This is a genomic window from Glutamicibacter sp. JL.03c (genome assembly GCF_025854375.1).
In the GTDB taxonomy this organism is placed as follows: Bacteria; Actinomycetota; Actinomycetes; order Actinomycetales; family Micrococcaceae; genus Glutamicibacter.
This window is the reverse complement of the sequence record NZ_CP107575.1, coordinates 2,187,597-2,203,099: the sequence shown is the minus strand read 5'-3', so window position 1 is coordinate 2,203,099 and position 15,503 is coordinate 2,187,597. Positions and strand designations below refer to the sequence as shown.

13 protein-coding genes are annotated in these 15,503 nt (G+C 61.2%); 11 read left to right on the top strand and 2 right to left on the bottom strand.

What is annotated here, in order from left to right:
- Nucleotides 1–2: 2 nt before the first annotated feature.
- The 11 genes from OF385_RS10120 to secA all read left to right on the top strand — a co-directional run bounded on the left by OF385_RS10120 (nt 3) and on the right by secA (nt 14,232).
- The gene (locus OF385_RS10120) at nt 3–989 is read left to right on the top strand and encodes an ABC transporter permease (protein ID WP_264275272.1); all 987 of its coding nucleotides are present in this window, start codon (nt 3–5) and stop codon (nt 987–989) included.
- Nucleotides 986–2,680 (top strand): dipeptide ABC transporter ATP-binding protein, encoded by a 1,695-nt coding sequence (locus OF385_RS10115; protein ID WP_264275271.1) that lies wholly within the window; start codon nt 986–988, stop codon nt 2,678–2,680. Before OF385_RS10120 ends, OF385_RS10115 begins: the two co-directional genes overlap by 4 nt.
- Before the next feature lie 103 nt (nt 2,681–2,783).
- Nucleotides 2,784–3,155: a chorismate mutase gene (locus OF385_RS10110; protein WP_264275270.1), complete on the top strand. Its 372-nt coding sequence runs from the start codon at nt 2,784–2,786 to the stop codon at nt 3,153–3,155.
- Nucleotides 3,148–4,209 (top strand): hypothetical protein, encoded by a 1,062-nt coding sequence (locus tag OF385_RS10105; protein WP_264275269.1) that lies wholly within the window; start codon nt 3,148–3,150, stop codon nt 4,207–4,209. Before OF385_RS10110 ends, OF385_RS10105 begins: the two co-directional genes overlap by 8 nt.
- Nucleotides 4,210–4,343: 134 nt before the next feature.
- Complete coding sequence (mtrA, locus tag OF385_RS10100; protein ID WP_264275268.1) at nt 4,344–5,024, top strand: MtrAB system response regulator MtrA; 681 nt, start codon at nt 4,344–4,346, stop codon at nt 5,022–5,024.
- A complete protein-coding gene (gene mtrB / locus OF385_RS10095) occupies nt 5,021–6,829 on the top strand; it encodes an MtrAB system histidine kinase MtrB (RefSeq protein WP_264275267.1) in 1,809 nt (602 codons plus the stop codon). The genes mtrA and mtrB overlap by 4 nt, the downstream gene beginning before the upstream one ends.
- Nucleotides 6,829–8,532, top strand: coding sequence for an LpqB family beta-propeller domain-containing protein (locus tag OF385_RS10090; RefSeq protein WP_264275266.1), 1,704 nt, complete (start codon nt 6,829–6,831; stop codon nt 8,530–8,532). The genes mtrB and OF385_RS10090 overlap by 1 nt, the downstream gene beginning before the upstream one ends.
- A 69-nt stretch (nt 8,533–8,601) precedes the next feature.
- Nucleotides 8,602–9,390: a ComF family protein gene (locus OF385_RS10085; protein ID WP_264275265.1), complete on the top strand. Its 789-nt coding sequence runs from the start codon at nt 8,602–8,604 to the stop codon at nt 9,388–9,390.
- A 168-nt stretch (nt 9,391–9,558) separates the two neighbouring features.
- Nucleotides 9,559–10,257 (top strand): ribosome hibernation-promoting factor, HPF/YfiA family, encoded by a 699-nt coding sequence (gene hpf, locus OF385_RS10080; RefSeq protein WP_264277897.1) that lies wholly within the window; start codon nt 9,559–9,561, stop codon nt 10,255–10,257.
- 125 nt (nt 10,258–10,382) lie between these two features.
- Nucleotides 10,383–11,450, top strand: coding sequence for a winged helix-turn-helix domain-containing protein (locus OF385_RS10075; RefSeq protein ID WP_264275264.1), 1,068 nt, complete (start codon nt 10,383–10,385; stop codon nt 11,448–11,450).
- 133 nt (nt 11,451–11,583) lie between these two features.
- Entirely contained in the window at nt 11,584–14,232 is a 2,649-nt protein-coding gene (gene secA, locus OF385_RS10070) for a preprotein translocase subunit SecA (RefSeq protein WP_264275263.1), read from the top strand.
- On the opposite strand, the gene OF385_RS10065 is transcribed toward secA, so the two are convergent.
- Nucleotides 14,229–14,735 carry an Rv3235 family protein gene (locus OF385_RS10065; protein WP_264275262.1) on the bottom strand — a complete coding sequence of 169 codons (507 nt, stop codon included), beginning with the start codon at nt 14,733–14,735 and terminating at the stop codon, nt 14,229–14,231. The two genes, secA and OF385_RS10065, sit on opposite strands and share 4 nt — an antisense overlap.
- A 40-nt stretch (nt 14,736–14,775) precedes the next feature.
- Complete coding sequence (locus OF385_RS10060; protein WP_264275261.1) at nt 14,776–15,498, bottom strand: LysM peptidoglycan-binding domain-containing protein; 723 nt, start codon at nt 15,496–15,498, stop codon at nt 14,776–14,778.
- Nucleotides 15,499–15,503 lie beyond the last annotated feature (5 nt).

Sequence of the window (15,503 nt, the reverse complement as noted above, 5' to 3'; positions counted from 1 at the left end):
TCATGGCTACCCCTACTTTGCCAACCTCCTCCAGCTCCCGGCTGAAGCAGCTGCCGGTCGTTTCGCACCTGCGCATGTCCTCCGGGCTGCAGCGCGGCATGCTGATTGCCGGCCTGGTCCTATCAGCCTTGTTCTTGTTGAGCGCCCTGCTGGCGCCGCTGATCGCGCCCTTCGATTTTGCGCAGTCCTCCGATGCCTCGGGCGACTTCCCGCGCCAGGCCGCACCGGATTCGAAGTTCATCTGGGGGACCACCTCCACCGGATACGATGTCTTCTCGCGTACCCTCTTCGGCGCGCAAACCGCGATCTGGGTGATTCTCGCCGCGGTGGTGATGTCGCTGTTCGTCGGCGTGCTGCTGGGCCTGATCTCCGGCTACCTCGGCGGCTGGTTCGACCGCATCATGGTAGTGCTGGCCGATGCGATCTACGCCTTCCCCTCCCTGCTGCTGGCCATCGTGATGTCCATCGTGATTTCCCAGGGCCAGTCCTCGCTCTTCGGCGGCATCATGGCCGCGGCCATTTCCATCACGGTCGTGTTCATCCCGCAGTATTTCCGCGTGGTGCGCGCCGAGGTGATGCGCCTGAAAGCCGAACCGTTCGTGGAGTCGGCACAGGTCATCGGCGCGAGCCCGTGGCGCGTCATGTTCACGCACCTGCTGCGCAACTCCACGCGCACCCTGCCGCTGATCTTCACGCTGAACGCAACCGAAGCCTTGCTCACGCTGGCTGGGCTGGGCTTCCTGGGCTTCGGCATCGAACCCACCGCCGCCTCCGAGTGGGGCTATGACCTGAACCGGGCCATGTCCGATGCCACCAGCGGCATCTGGTGGACCGGCCTGTTCCCGGGCGTGGCCATTGTGCTCACCGTGATGGGCCTGACCCTGGTCGGCGAGTCCATGAATGACCTGAACGATCCGCGGCTGCGGCGCTTCAGCCGGAAGAAAGCCAAGCGAATCACCCAGTCTGCACAGGCAGGAGCCACCCAGTGAACCAGAGCTCAACCGAAACACGCGGCCCAGCCGATACCGGAGCCGAGGTGCTGCGCATTGAAGGACTGAACATCGACTTCGTCACCGACGCCGGCGCCGTGCCTGCCGTGCGCGGCGTCGACCTGAAGGTCAAGGCGGGGGAGATCTTGGCCATCGTCGGCGAATCCGGCTCGGGCAAGTCGGTCACTGCCCGTACCGCGCTGGGCATCCTCGCGGAGAATGGTGCCGCCCACGGCGGGGTGTACCTCAACGGCAAGAACATGCTCACCCTGCAGGGTTCCGAACTGCGCGCGGTGCGCGGACGCGACGTGGCCATGGTCTTCCAGGAGCCGTCCACCGCGCTGAACCCGGTATTCACCGTCGGCTGGCAGATCATGGAGGGCATCCGCACCCACAACAAGATCTCCAGGAAGGAAGCCAAGGCACGGGCCATCGAAGCGATGCGCCAGGTCGGCATCCCCGACCCGCAGCAGCGCGTGAACTACTACCCGCACCAGTTCTCCGGGGGACAGAAGCAGCGCGTGGTCATCGCCGCGGCCCTGGCCCTGAAGCCCAAGCTGATCGTGGCCGATGAGCCAACCACCGCCCTGGACGTGACCGTGCAGGCCGAGATCCTCTCGCTGCTGCGCGAACTTCGCGAAGAACTGGGCACCGCGATCGTGATCATCACCCACAATATGGGCGTTGTCGCGGATATCGCCGACCGCGTGGTCGTCATGAACCAGGGGCAGATCGTCGAACAAGCGCCAGCGCTTGAGCTGTTCGAGCGTCCCCGGGAGGACTACACCAAGTCCCTGCTGGCCGCCGTGCCGCACCTGGGCCGCGAGAGCGCTTCGGCCAACCTTGCCGAACGCCCGCATGCTGACGCGGCGGTGCTGGTTGAAGCCAGCGGCCTGGGCGTGCATTTCCCCGGACGGCTCGGGGCGCCGGGATTCACCGCGGTCAAGGAGGTGGACCTGAAGATCCACGCCGGCGAAGTCTACGGGCTGGTGGGCGAGTCCGGTTCGGGCAAGACCACCATCGGGCGCAGCATCGCCGGGCTGAACCGCATCACCTCCGGTTCGCTGAAGGTGCTGGGCTACGAGATGGCGCAGTTCAAGGAGCGCAGCTTCAAGCCGCTGCGTGAACAGATCGGCTTCGTCTTCCAGGACCCGGCCGCCAGCTTCAACCCGCACCTGAGTGTTGGCGAATGCGTGGCCGAGCCGCTGGCGGTGCACCGCGATCTGAACCCGGCGCAAAGCAGGGCCAAGGTCAGCGAGCTGCTCGAAGCGGTACAGCTGCCAGCCGGCTTCGCCCAGCGCTACCCGCACGAGCTTTCCGGCGGCCAGCGCCAGCGCGCCTCCCTGGCCCGTGCCCTGGCGCTGGATCCCAAGCTGCTGATCGCCGATGAACCGACCAGCGCCCTGGATGTCTCGGTGCAGGCCAAGGTGCTCGAGCTCTTCCGCGAACTGCAGACCGAGCTCGGATTCGCGGCGCTGTTCGTCTCGCACGATCTGGCCGTGGTCGACCAGCTGGCGACCTGGGTGGGCGTGCTCTACCGCGGAAGCCTGATCGAAGAAGGGCTGGGCTCCCAGGTCCTGGCGAACCCGCAGCACGGCTACACGCAGCGGCTGATCGCCTCGCTTCCGGTCCCGGACCCGCGCGAGCAGGCCCAGCGCCGAGCATTGATCGACGAACTGAATCAGCGCTGACCCTGAGCCCTGATCCGGGCACATGCCCCGGCTACGCGACCCGCGTAGCCGGGGCATGTCACTTTGTGGGAGATTCGCGAGGTGAACCCGTAAACTTGACACCATGAACGAGCCGAAAAACACTGCACTGAATGAGTCATTCGACCCGCACGCCAGCTCGTTGCACGGTGAGGTCCAGAATGAAGTGCTTCAGGAGCTATACGCCATCCGCGGCAGCATCGACAATTTCGACGCACAGCTGGTCTACCTGTTGGCCGAGCGCTTCAAGGCGACCCAGCGGGTAGGACATCTCAAAGCCCAGCACAAGCTCCCACCGAGCGATCCCCACCGCGAAAAGGCGCAGATCGAGCGCCTGCGGGCCCTGGCGCACGAGGCGCACCTGGATCCGGAATTCGCCGAGAAGTTCCTGAATTTCGTGATTTCCGAAGTGATCCGCCACCACCAGAATATTTCTGACTCGCATAACGATGCCTGAGCTGGCCCCTGAGGCAGAACGCTCGGACGTATATGCCACAGCGTTCTGCCAGTTTCCCGGCACGGACCCGCTGCAGATCCACGAGATCATTCGCGGCGAGCTCGGCGAACCCAACCTTGCCGTCTTTCCGCAGCTTGCCGACCGCGGGGTCGGAGCCGACCAGGTGGGACGCAGCGCCACCTTGCTCGCCGAGCTCGGATTCGACCTGCAACCGCACGGCTGGCGCGTCGGCGTGAACGACGGAGTTGATGCCCGCAGGGCACGCAGCCTGCTGCGCAGCGACGAGAACCTGCTGGCCGATGTGCTGGGAGCCGAGCGGAAACCGGCACAACGGCTCAAGCTCACCGTGCTCGGTCCCTGGAGCCTGGCCGCGCGGCTGTATTTGTCCAGCGGCGAACGCGCGATCAGCGACCATGGCGCTCGCCGGGACATCATTGCCGCCTATGCCCACGGGCTCAAGGAACACCTCGACCGGCTGGCCCGGATCACCAGTGTCCGCTCGTTCACCGTGCAGCTCGATGAGCCGGTGCTGGCCGATGTCCTCGATGGCACGATCAAGACCTCCAGCGGATACCGCACGCTGCGTTCCATTGCGCGTTCGGAGGTGCGCGGCGGCTATGAGGAATTCTTCAAGGTGATGCAGACAGGGGGGCCGCGCTGGAACGTGCGTCCGGTGCTCAACCTGTCCACGGGGGATGAGCGGTGGATCGAACGCATGGACATGCTCGCCCAGGCAGGCGCTGGCGCTGTGGTACTTGATCCCCAGGGGCTGGATTACCGCAAGTGGGAACGCGTTGCCGGATTCGTGGAAGGCGGCGGCCATATCTTCCTGCAGGTGCTGGCACCGGGCGACCGTGCTCCTGGAGTGGTTGACGCGGTGAATTCCATCCTGCGCCCGTGGCGGCAGCTGGGCCTGTCAGCAGGCCAGCTGGGCTCGATGACGCTGATGCCGCGCGGTGATTTCGCCCGGTCCACCGGCGCCGAAGCCGTAGGCACTTTGCAGAGTCTTTCGGCCTATGCCCAAGCGCTGGAGCAAACGCGCGTCGACGCATAACGGTTTGGTTTATTCGTGCCGGTCACAGCCGGAATACGGCAGTTGATCATGTATCTTAGGTAGTGGGGTAGCTGATCTGCCCGGTTTGGCCAGTTGGCTGGAACCTCAGACCTACGGTTACAGGGGGACATGGGATGAAAGCACGGATTCTAGTCGTTGACGATGATGAAGCATTGTCGGAAATGATTGGCATCGTCTTGCAAAATGATGGCTTTGAGGCATCATTTTGCTATGAAGGATCCGGTGCCCTGACTGCATTCCGTGAATTCAACCCCGACCTGGTTCTTTTGGACCTCATGCTCCCGGGCATCGACGGCATCGAAGTCTGCAAGCAGATCCGTGCCGAGTCCGATGTTCCCGTCGTGATGCTCACCGCCAAGTCCGACACCGCTGACGTGGTGCGCGGACTCGAATCCGGTGCGGACGACTACGTTCCCAAGCCATTTAAGCCAGCAGAACTCGTGGCCCGGGTTCGCGCCCGCTTGCGCCCGAGCGAGACCCACACGGCAGAAAGCCTGCAGGTTGGCGAGGTCTCGATCGACGTCGCCGGCCATCAGGTCACCCGCGGCAAAGTACCGGTTTCCTTGACTCCGCTGGAGTTCGATCTGCTTGTGACCATGGCCCGCAAGCCATGGCAGGTCTTCAGCCGCGAACAGCTTCTGGAAGCAGTATGGGGCTACCGCCATGCGGCAGACACCCGGCTGGTCAACGTCCACGTTCAGCGCCTGCGCTCCAAGATCGAAATTGACCCGGAGAAGCCGCAAATCATCCAAACCGTACGCGGGGTGGGATATAAAGCAGGTTCGGCAAGTTGAGCTCACACACGTCGACCGGCAAGGAGTTGGTTCCGCTCGACGTGTCTGCCCAATCCCCGTCGAAGCGGTTCTCCTTCGCGAAGCTGAAATCGTGGGCCCGGCGTCCGCTCTTCGCCCTCAGGCAGCGCTGGCAGCGCCATTTGATCTACCGCACGGTGATCTCCACGCTGCTCTTCACCACCTTGGCACTGCTGGCCGCGGGCGCGTTCTTGTCCAACCAGATTGCTTCCACGCTCTATGAAGAGCGCGTGAACCAGATCTCCAAGGAGTCCGAGCGTGGCCTGACCCAGGCCCGTTCGATCCTCGAATCCGCATCAACTACCGACCGTGCTTCCACCCAGGCCCTGGTGAACTCCACCCTTGCCTCGCTGGAAGGCGACGGCGCTACCGTGGTGCGGGATTTTGTGCTCATGCCCATCGCCGGCGACCAGAGCCTCTACGTCGGCCCGATGGCCTCTGGATCCTTGACCACCCGCGTGATTCCCGCCGACCTGGCTGAACGGGTGGCCGGTGAACAGGGCATCTACTGGCGCTCGGTTGAACTGGGCAGTGACGACCAGGCGCAACCAGGCCTCGTTGTCGGCACCAAGGTCCTGATCCCGCCAGGCCGCGAATATGGCCTGTACCTGGTCTACGACCTCTCCAGCGTCCAGTCCACCCTGGAATTCATCAACCGCGCCCTCGCGTTCACCGGCCTGATCCTGCTGGCCGTAGTCGGCTTTGTCGCCTGGTCCGTGGCGCGAACCGTGGTGCGACCGGTCGCAGATGCCGCCTACGTTTCCGAGCGCATCGCCTCCGGTGATTTGGACCGCCGCATGAAGGTCGCCGGCAAGGATGAGGTGGCCCGCCTGGGCACCGCGTTCAACCACATGGCGCACTCCCTTCAGGAGCAGATCACCCAGCTGAACAATCTTTCCGCGATGCAGCAGCGGTTTGTCTCCGATGTCTCCCACGAATTGCGCACCCCGCTGACCACGGTGCGCATGGCGGCGGAGGTCATTCACGATGCCCGCGAGGATTTTGACCCGCTCACCGCGCGATCCGCCGAGCTGATGTACAACCAGATCGAGCGCTTCCAGCACCTGCTCAACGACCTGCTCGAAGTCTCGCGCTTCGACGCCGGGGTGGCGGTCCTGGACAGGGAGTCCACCGACCTGAACGCGATCGCCCGCAAGGTCATCGAAACCGCGACGCCGGTTGCCGATGAATATGGCTCAATCATCCGCTTGAATGCACCGAGCGAAGGCTGCGTGGCCGAGGTCGACCCGCGTCGCGTCGAACGGATCATCCGCAACCTCGTGCTCAACGCCGTGGAACACGGCGAGAGCAACCCGATCGATATCACCATTGCCTCGAACCAGAGCGCCGTGGCGGTATCCGTGCGCGACTACGGCATCGGCATGTCCCAAGAGGCCTGCCTGCACGTCTTCGACCGGTTCTGGCGTGCCGATCCGGCCCGTGCCAGGACCACCGGCGGCTCCGGGCTGGGGCTGTCGATCTCCATGGAAGACACTCGGCTGCACGAAGGCCGGCTGGAGGCCTGGGGCAAGCCCCAGGTCGGTTCGGTGTTCCGCCTGACGCTGCCGAAATCCGAGGAGCAGGAGATCGACTCGTCGCCGTTGCCATTGGAGCCGGCGGCTCCGGAAAACATCCTGCCTCCGCTGGGTGACAGCTTCCCGCTCACCGGCGAGGTGCCGAAGATCGGCTACACGCCGCTGATCCTGGGATTGGATGATGCCCTGCTCGATGACGACGTGACCGACCCGAGCGCCGCGGGCAATGAAACGAAGAAGGAGGAGAACTAGTGGGAAAGAAACTACGGGTTCTGCTCTCCGCGTTGCTGGTTGGGCTGCTGGCCCTCTCCGGCTGCGCTTCCATTCCCCGTTCCTCCAGTGTCCAGCAGATCGAGGCCGGTTCGGAGGACAGCGGCGGCGAGAGCTATAGCTACGCGGCCGAAGGGCCCGCCGATGGCGCCGACGCCCGGGAGATTGTCGAAGGATTTGTCGAGGCTGGACGCTCGGTGTCCGAAGACTATGCGGTAGCCCGCGAATATATGACCGCGGAGCTGAAGAACTCCTGGCGCGGGGATACCCAGACCTTGATCTACGAGGCGTTCAACGTGGTCAACGGGGCTGATGCCAACCAGTACACCATCCAATTGGAGATCACCGGGGAAGTGGACGCCCAAGGAGTGCGGACAAATTACCCGAGCCACTCCACCCGTGCCGTGGACATCAAGGTCGCCAAGGTCGATGACCAATGGCGAATCGTCGACGCGCCGGATGGCACGATGCTCGAAGCTTCGACCTTCACCAAGATTTTCGCCGCGCAGACCCTGTATTTCTACGACGCCAGCTACGCCTACCTGGTGCCGGATGTCCGATGGTTCACCTCGGGATCCGGCACGGCAACCTCGATGGTGGAGGCCTTGCTGAAGGGACCGGCCCCATACCTGGAGAACGCGGTCGTCTCGGCTTTCTCCTCGGCCAGCCAGCTGGTGCGCTCCGCAGTTCCGGTGCGGGACCGCGAGGCCACGATCGACCTGAACTCGGATTCCTTCACCGACGCCAATGACCAGACGTTGTTGCTGATGAAGCAGCAGCTGGAACAGTCGCTGACCGCATTGTCCTCGGTGGACTCGGTGAAGATGCTGCGTGAAGAGAACGACGTGAACCTGGCTTCGAACGAATTGAGCATCGAGCCGGCCGAAATCAATCCGAGCACCCAGGACACGCTGGTGGGCATTTCCGACCAGGACCTCGTGTACGTGAAGGGCCGCTCGATCATCCCGGTGGGCGGACTGCCCGACGTCTCGGCCTATGATCCGCGAGATCCCGCGATGTCGCCAGTGGGCAACAGCTACGCCTTCCTCAACGGCCGCCGCACCCAGCTGCTGCGCATCGGCGACTCCGGCCGGCTCCGGCTGGCCCTGGAGGGCAAGGACCTGATCCAGCCCTCGATGGATGTGGCCGGCTGGACCTGGACCGCCGATAACGGGGCGGAGACCCCGATCATGGCGGTCCCGGCGGATACGGAAAGCAAGGGCGAAGCGCGCCCGATCGATGTTGCGTGGCTGGAAGGGGCCAACATCGATTCGCTGCGGATTTCCCGCGACGGGGCCCGTGCCTTGATCGTCGCCACCAAGGGCGCGAACACCGCAGTGTATGTGGCCGGCGTGATCCGCGATGCCGAGGGCGCTCCCCGCGGCCTGACCGATTCGCCCATGCGCCTGTATCCAGAGGTTCCGGTGAACACCGCGTTGTGGGATTCGGACAGCTCGATCATCGTGGCGGCGTTGGATGACTCCGAGGCTGTTGAGGCCGCCCAGATGACCTTCGAAGGCGGCAGCGAGCACCTGCAATTGCTGCTGGGCATGGTCGGCATCGCTACCGGCGTTGGAGATCGACGCGAGGTCTATGCCGAAACCAAGGAAAAGCTCTACACCCGGGTGGGCAACTCCTGGCATGAACTCGACGACTTCGCCCAGGACGTCGCCTACCCGGGCTAGCCACTCGCCCTTTCCACAACCGGTCGTTTTCCTGCTCCCGGCCCCGGCATTTCGCGCGATTCTCGTTGCATGAACATGCCGACGACGTGGCTGGGTGCCCTGGATCACTTGAGCCAGCGCAGGGAGATGCGGTGGATCGCTTTTGGCTTTCGCGAGTTGGCCAACTTCCTGATTCCCACCAGCTGCGCGGTGTGTTCCCGGGCCGACTTCCGGCTTTGCCCGGAATGCCGAAGCGAGATCCAGCGCCAGCTTTTCCTTCCGCCATTGCCCGACGGCCACCACCACTACGTTGAATTGCCGCTGTTGTCGCAGCGGCTTCCGGTGAGTTCCTGCGGCATCTACGGCAAGGAACTGGCGCGTTCCATGCTGGCTTTCAAGAACAAGCAGCGCTACTTCCTTGGCGCGGTTTTCGCTCCGTATCTGGCCGCGGCCATCAACTCCAGCTGCATTCCGCAGCCCGGCCAGCTGGAAACGTACATCGTTCCAGTTCCCAGTTCGCTCAAGGCCACGGGGAAACGCGGCTATTCCCCGGTGTCCTCGATGCTCAATCGCGGCATGCGCAGGAGATTGTATTCCGGTGATCTGGCCGTCAAGCCGGTGCTTCATTATCGGGTTAGCTCGATTCTTGCCGGTGCGCAGAAACTGAAGAGCGGATCTGCCCGGCGCAGCGGCAAGGAGCATTTCATTGCCGAGCAGGCCGACACACCGGGACGCCCCATCATCCTGGTGGACGATGTCCTTACCACCGGGTCGACCCTCAAGCAGGCTGCGATGGCTTGTCATGAAGCGGGATACAACGTCACTTTGGGGATCGTATTGGCTTTGACCAAGCCCCCGAATCATGAGTCTGAACAGTGATTACGCTGAACGCGATAGGAAAACTGCGCTCAGAGACTTGAATCTTCGCTGTGGTGGCCTAAGGTGAAGTATGGGTTGCATCACTGATGCAGCGAAAAGCCCATCTTCAGTCCGAAGGGAAGGAAATTTCGGACTGTTGTGTCACCCGACTCTCTATTGGAGGACACCATGGAGCTGAACTACAGCGGACGCAATATCACCATTTCGGATCGTTTCCGTGAGTACGTGGATGAGAAAATAACCAAGGTCGACCAGCTGGCCACCAAGGTTCAACGCATTGACGTCAAGGTCCTCAAAGAATCACATGCCCGTGACCAGAGCACGGCGCTGTCCGTTGAATTGACCGTTGTCGGCCGCGGGCCGGCAATCCGAGCTGAAGCTCGTGGCGCAGACAAATTCGCCGCCTTCGACATCGCTTTCGCAAAACTCCTGGAACGGCTGCGCAAGGCCCGTGACAAGCGCAAGGTCCACCGCGGTAACCACACCCCGGTCGCAGTGCACGAGGCCACAAGCGCACTGCCAACTGTTTCCAGTGACAAGTCGCTGGTGGAATCCACTCTCGAGGCCCAGAAGGCCGCCGAGGCTGCCCAAGCCGAAGAAGAGGCCGAATACTCGCCAGTGGTCATCCGCCGCAAGTCCTTCCCGGCTGAAGTGATGAGCGTCGACGATGCAGTAGATCGCATGGAGCTGGTCGGGCACCCGTTCTACCTGTTCATCGATGAAGCCACCGGGGAGCACGCGGTGGTTTACGGACGTACCCAGTACCAGTACGGCGTCATCTCTTTGGATCCATCCCTGAGCTCCGATGAAGAAGCGACCACCGAAACTCGCGGCTACCGCGACAAGGCACTAGCAACTGAGGGTTAACCATCAGCGCACAATCGACGTTGGGCGGTCAGCGCGTCCTGAGCCAAAAACAGGCTCGGCGAATCGCGTTGGCCGCCCAAGGTCTGTCTCGCAGCAGGACCGGCCAAGCAGTCAGCGCACGGAAAATGATCTCCGCCGTCCAATCGATCTCGCAGTTGCAGGTCGACTCGGTCAATGTCGTGCGCAGAGCCCACTACATGCCGATCTTCGCCAGGCTTGGTGCTTACGACATCGAGGCCTTGGATAACATTCTTGCCACCCCGGGCAGCCCCTTGACCGAATACTGGGCCCATGAAGCATCCGTGGTCAGTGCGGAGCTGGTTCCGGATCTTTTGCTATGGCAGCGCCGAACCTGGATCGACGCGTCCGACCGGTTCACCGAAGGGCAGCAAGAACTCTCGCACCGAGTCATCGAATATCTGGCAGCAAATCCTGGCTCCAGCGCCCGGGAAATCAGCTCGGCATTGGACGTGGCACCAGCAGCTTCCAAAGAACACTGGGGATGGAATTGGAACGACACGAAGTATGTAACTGAATCACTGTTCGCACGGGCAAAGATCCTGACCCTGGGCAGGAACTCGCAATTCGAACGCCGCTACGCGCTGGCCCACCACGTGTTGAAGAAGCCTTTGGAAATCGACGGGTTGCATCGACATGCCGCACTGGAGCGATTGGTCGCTCGATCGCTGGAGGCTCAGGGCATTGCCACGGCACATTGCGTCGCAGAGTATTTCAGGCTGCCTATCCGGGACGTCAAGGCATTGCTCGCTCAGCAGGCCGATGCCGGGGTCATCGAACAGGTGCAGGTGCCGGGGGTGAACGAACCGGCCTACCTGCGATTGGGGACCAAGATTCCTCGCAAGATCGAGCCCGACCTCCGTTTGATATCACCCTTTGATTCCATGGTCTTCAACCGCAAACGCCTTGAGCGCTTCTTCAACTTCGAGTACCGGATCGAGATCTATGTTCCGGAGCCCAAGCGCCGCTACGGATATTACGTCTTTCCGATGCTCTTCGGCGATGAATTCGTAGGCCGAGTGGATCTGAAAGCGGATCGATCCCGCAGCGTATTGCACGCCAAGAGCGTGCACTTCGAGGATGGCTGGGAAGGCCGAGCGCAACAGCCGCTGCTGGAAGAGCTGCAACGCATGGCACAGTGGCTGGGGCTCGAATCAGTGCAAGTTGGCCTGTGAACAGGCTGTCCATCATGTTGCTGTTCGCTATAAGAACAGTACTCAACCGCGGGGAATTGCCGGATACGCCCAATTCCTCACGTAGACTAAAGACGCCAGAAAATACTGTGCTTGAGATATTGGGAGCTACCACGTGGCATCATTGCTAGAACGTATTTTGCGTACCGGCGACAAGAAGACTCTGAAAACTCTTCGTAAGTACGCCGACACGATCAATACGTTGGAAGTCGAAATTCGCGAACTTTCAGACGAAGAGCTCAAGGGCGAAACTGATAAGTTCCGCGAACGTTTGGCTGACGGTGAGTCCCTGGATGACCTGCTCCCTGAGGCCTTTGCGGTAGTTCGCGAAGCGTCGGACCGTGTGTTGGGCATGCGCCACTTCGACGTCCAGCTCATGGGCGGTGCCGCGTTGCACCTGGGCAATATCGCTGAAATGCGCACCGGTGAAGGCAAGACACTGGTAGCGACCGCTCCGGCATACCTCAACGCGCTGACCGGCAAGGGCGTCCATGTGGTGACGACCAACGACTTCCTCGCGCAATACCAGTCTGATTTGATGGGCCGCGTATTCCGTTTCCTCGGCTTGAGCTGCGGGTGCATCTTGGCCAACATGAAACCGGACGAGCGACGCAAGCAGTACGAAGCAGACATCACCTACGGCACGAACAACGAATTCGGCTTCGACTACCTTCGCGACAACATGGCGTGGAGCAAGGACGAATTGGTCCAGCGCGGCCATAACTTCGTCATCGTTGACGAGGTCGACTCGATTCTGATCGATGAAGCCCGAACCCCGCTGATTATCTCGGGCCAGGCATCGGGCGATGTGAATCGCTGGTACACCGAATTCTCCAAGATCGTCTCCCGCCTGAAGCGCGAAGATGACTACGAAGTCGATGAAAAGAAGCGCACCATTGGCGTGCTGGAATCCGGTATCGAAAAGGTCGAAGATTACCTTGGCATCGACAACCTCTACGAAGCCAACAACACTCCGCTGATCGGTTTCCTGAACAACGCCATCAAGGCCAAGGAACTGTTCAAGAAGGACAAGGACTACGTTGTAGTCAACGGCGAAGTCATGATCGTTGACGAGCACACCGGCCGAGCATTGCAGGGCCGCCGTTACTCGGAAGGCATGCACCAGGCGATCGAAGCCAAGGAAAGCGTGACCATCAAGGCTGAAAACCAGACCTTGGCCACCATCACCTTGCAGAACTACTTCCGCATGTACGAGAAGATCTCGGGCATGACCGGTACCGCGCAGACCGAGGCCGCGGAATTCATGGGGACCTACAAGCTGGGCGTCGTCGAGATTCCAACGAACAAGCCTGCGATCCGCGCGGACCAGTCCGACTTCATCTACAAGAATGAAGTCTCCAAGTTCGACGCTGTTGTCGAGGACATCGCTGAACGCCACGCAACCGGCCAGCCGATTCTGGTTGGCACCACCAGCGTGGAGAAGAGCGAATACCTTTCCCGCTTGCTCTCCAAGAAGGGAATCCGCCACGAGGTCCTGAACGCCAAGCAGCACGCACGTGAAGCAGCCGTCGTCGCTATGGCCGGCCGCAAGAACGGCGTGACCGTTTCGACCAACATGGCTGGTCGCGGTACCGACATCATGCTCGGAGGCAACGCAGAATTCCTCGCGGTCGCCGAAATGGAACGTCGCGGACTGGACTCTGAGAACAATCCAGAAGAATACAACAAGGTCTGGGATGAAGTCTTTGCCAAGGCCAAGGAAACGGTAGCCAAGGAAGCCAAGGAAGTCGCTGAACTCGGCGGACTCTACGTCCTGGGTACCGAACGCCACGAGTCGCGTCGTATCGATAATCAGTTGCGTGGTCGTGCTGGTCGTCAGGGTGACCCAGGCGAGTCTCGCTTCTACCTGTCGATGACCGACGATTTGATGCGTCGTTTCAATTCCGGCATGGCAGAGCGCATCATGAACAACCCTTCGATGCCAGACGACGTTGCACTGGAATCCAAGATGGTCTCCCGTGCCATCGAGTCGGCCCAGGCCCAGGTGGAAGGCGTCAACGCAGAACAGCGCAAGAACGTCCTGAAGTACGATGACGTGATGAACCGCCAGCGCGAAGCGATCTATGCTGATCGCCGCGCCATCCTGGAAGGCGGCGACCTTGAAGAAAAGGTTGGCCACTTCCTGGAAGATGTCGTCAAGGCCATGGTCTTGGAAGCAACCCAGGTTGGCAACCCGGATGAGTGGGAGCTCAAGCAGCTCTGGACCAACCTCAAGCAGCTGTACCCGATCGGCATCACCCTCGATGAAGTCGTGGAAGAAGCTGGCGGCATTGGACACCTCTCCGCACAGTTCCTGGAACGAGAGATCCACTCTGACGCCCAGTACCAGTACGAAGAGCGCGAAAAGCGTGTCGGTTCATCCACCATGCGTGATTTGGAGCGTCGCGTCGTGCTGTCCACCATTGGACGCAAGTGGCAGGAGCACCTCTACGAGATGGACTACCTCAAGGAAGGGATCGGGCTGCGCGCAATGGCGCAGCGCGACCCTCTGGTGGAATACCAGCGCGAGGGCTATACGATGTTCCAGACCATGATGGAAGGCATCCGCGAAGAGAGCATCGGCGCGCTGTTCAACTTGGAGATCCCATCCGGTGCCGCTGCTGTTGGGGATGCTCCTGTGATCGACGAATCGGCCAAGCCGAAGAACCTGCAGTTCACCGGCCCGGACGAAGACGGGGAAGCCAGCACCACGCGTGCGCAGGCGACCAATAGCAAGAAGAAAAAGAAGTCCAAGCGAAACTAGATTAGTTCCACGTCGGTGACTTGCCAGCGTCCGTGCCATGGCTCAATTTTGAGAGCCACGGCGCGGACGCGGTTTTTAAAGCCGAGGATTGCCGTGCATTCCCAGCAGCCTGACAAGCAGCGGTCCAAATGCAAGGAAAGTATTTGGCCGTGGGCGGTCCCTGGCTCGGGGCCTACGGTGTATTGCGCCGTCTCCAGCAGGGCCCTGCGTTGTAGTTTGGCAATGCAATTTGGCTCCATGACGAACGCCAATTGGCTGACGCTGCGATAGCCCGCGACGATCTCGAAAACTGCGCGAGCCACAGCATGGGTGATTTCCACGATCGCCCGGTGCTCTGTTCGGCAGACTTCGGAGCGATGAAAAATATGATCCAGTGCCCGTCGCAGATGCGCCGGTGACTCGCAGGACGAGCTCATTGATATTGCCTCGTGGGCCGATTGATTGACGGTGCGGGGGACTTGGACCGCGGTAGCCGAGCGCGAGCTGATGGTAATGGTACTCATGATGACTCCTTGAAGCGGTGGCATTTGCCATTTGCAGTTGCTATTCCTTCGGAGGAAGGGCTAGGACTGTTCCGACCTCAAGATGGTTGGGGTCTGAACCAATGACGTGCTTGTTTGCCTTGTAGATTCGTGGCCAGTAATGGGAGATTTCTTCCGCTGTCGCTTGTGCGCCAAGATGCGTGGCAGCGATGCTCCACAGGTTTTCGCCTGCAGCCACAACGGTTTCGGTGCTAGAGCTTTTGCGTTCCTGCTTGGGCTCAGCGCCGGAGGTGACCAGGCGGCTGATCGGTACTGAAATCTGCTCGGGGAACCATTGAGCGCTCGGAACTGCGTGTTGAATGTTCTCCGTGGCACGGGGTGGGTTCCTGCTTTCCGCACTGATCGTGCTCGATGGGTTCGCTGATGGTGCGCCTGTGCTGGCGTTGGCCGTAGCCACGCTCGAAAGGACGATCGAGGTGCCGACGAGCGAAGTGAGGATCCTTCGGCTGAATCTCGGTGCGATCCACTGGAAAAACTTGAGGACCCTTCGGCGCTCATGATGGATGGCCCATGTCAACATGCGTACGGCAATGAAGCGCATCAGCAGCAGAGCCAGGAGAATCAGGGTTGAAATGCTGATCAGGAAATGAATGTAGCTTGACGGTTCTGCTCTGGATGCGGCCTCAGCGGTAAAGCTAAAAACGCTTCTCAGAGCAATATGCAGAAGAACGGAACCAGCAGCGGAAAACAGGAAAAGTATGAACAGCGCTCGCATCCTCATCATCTAAA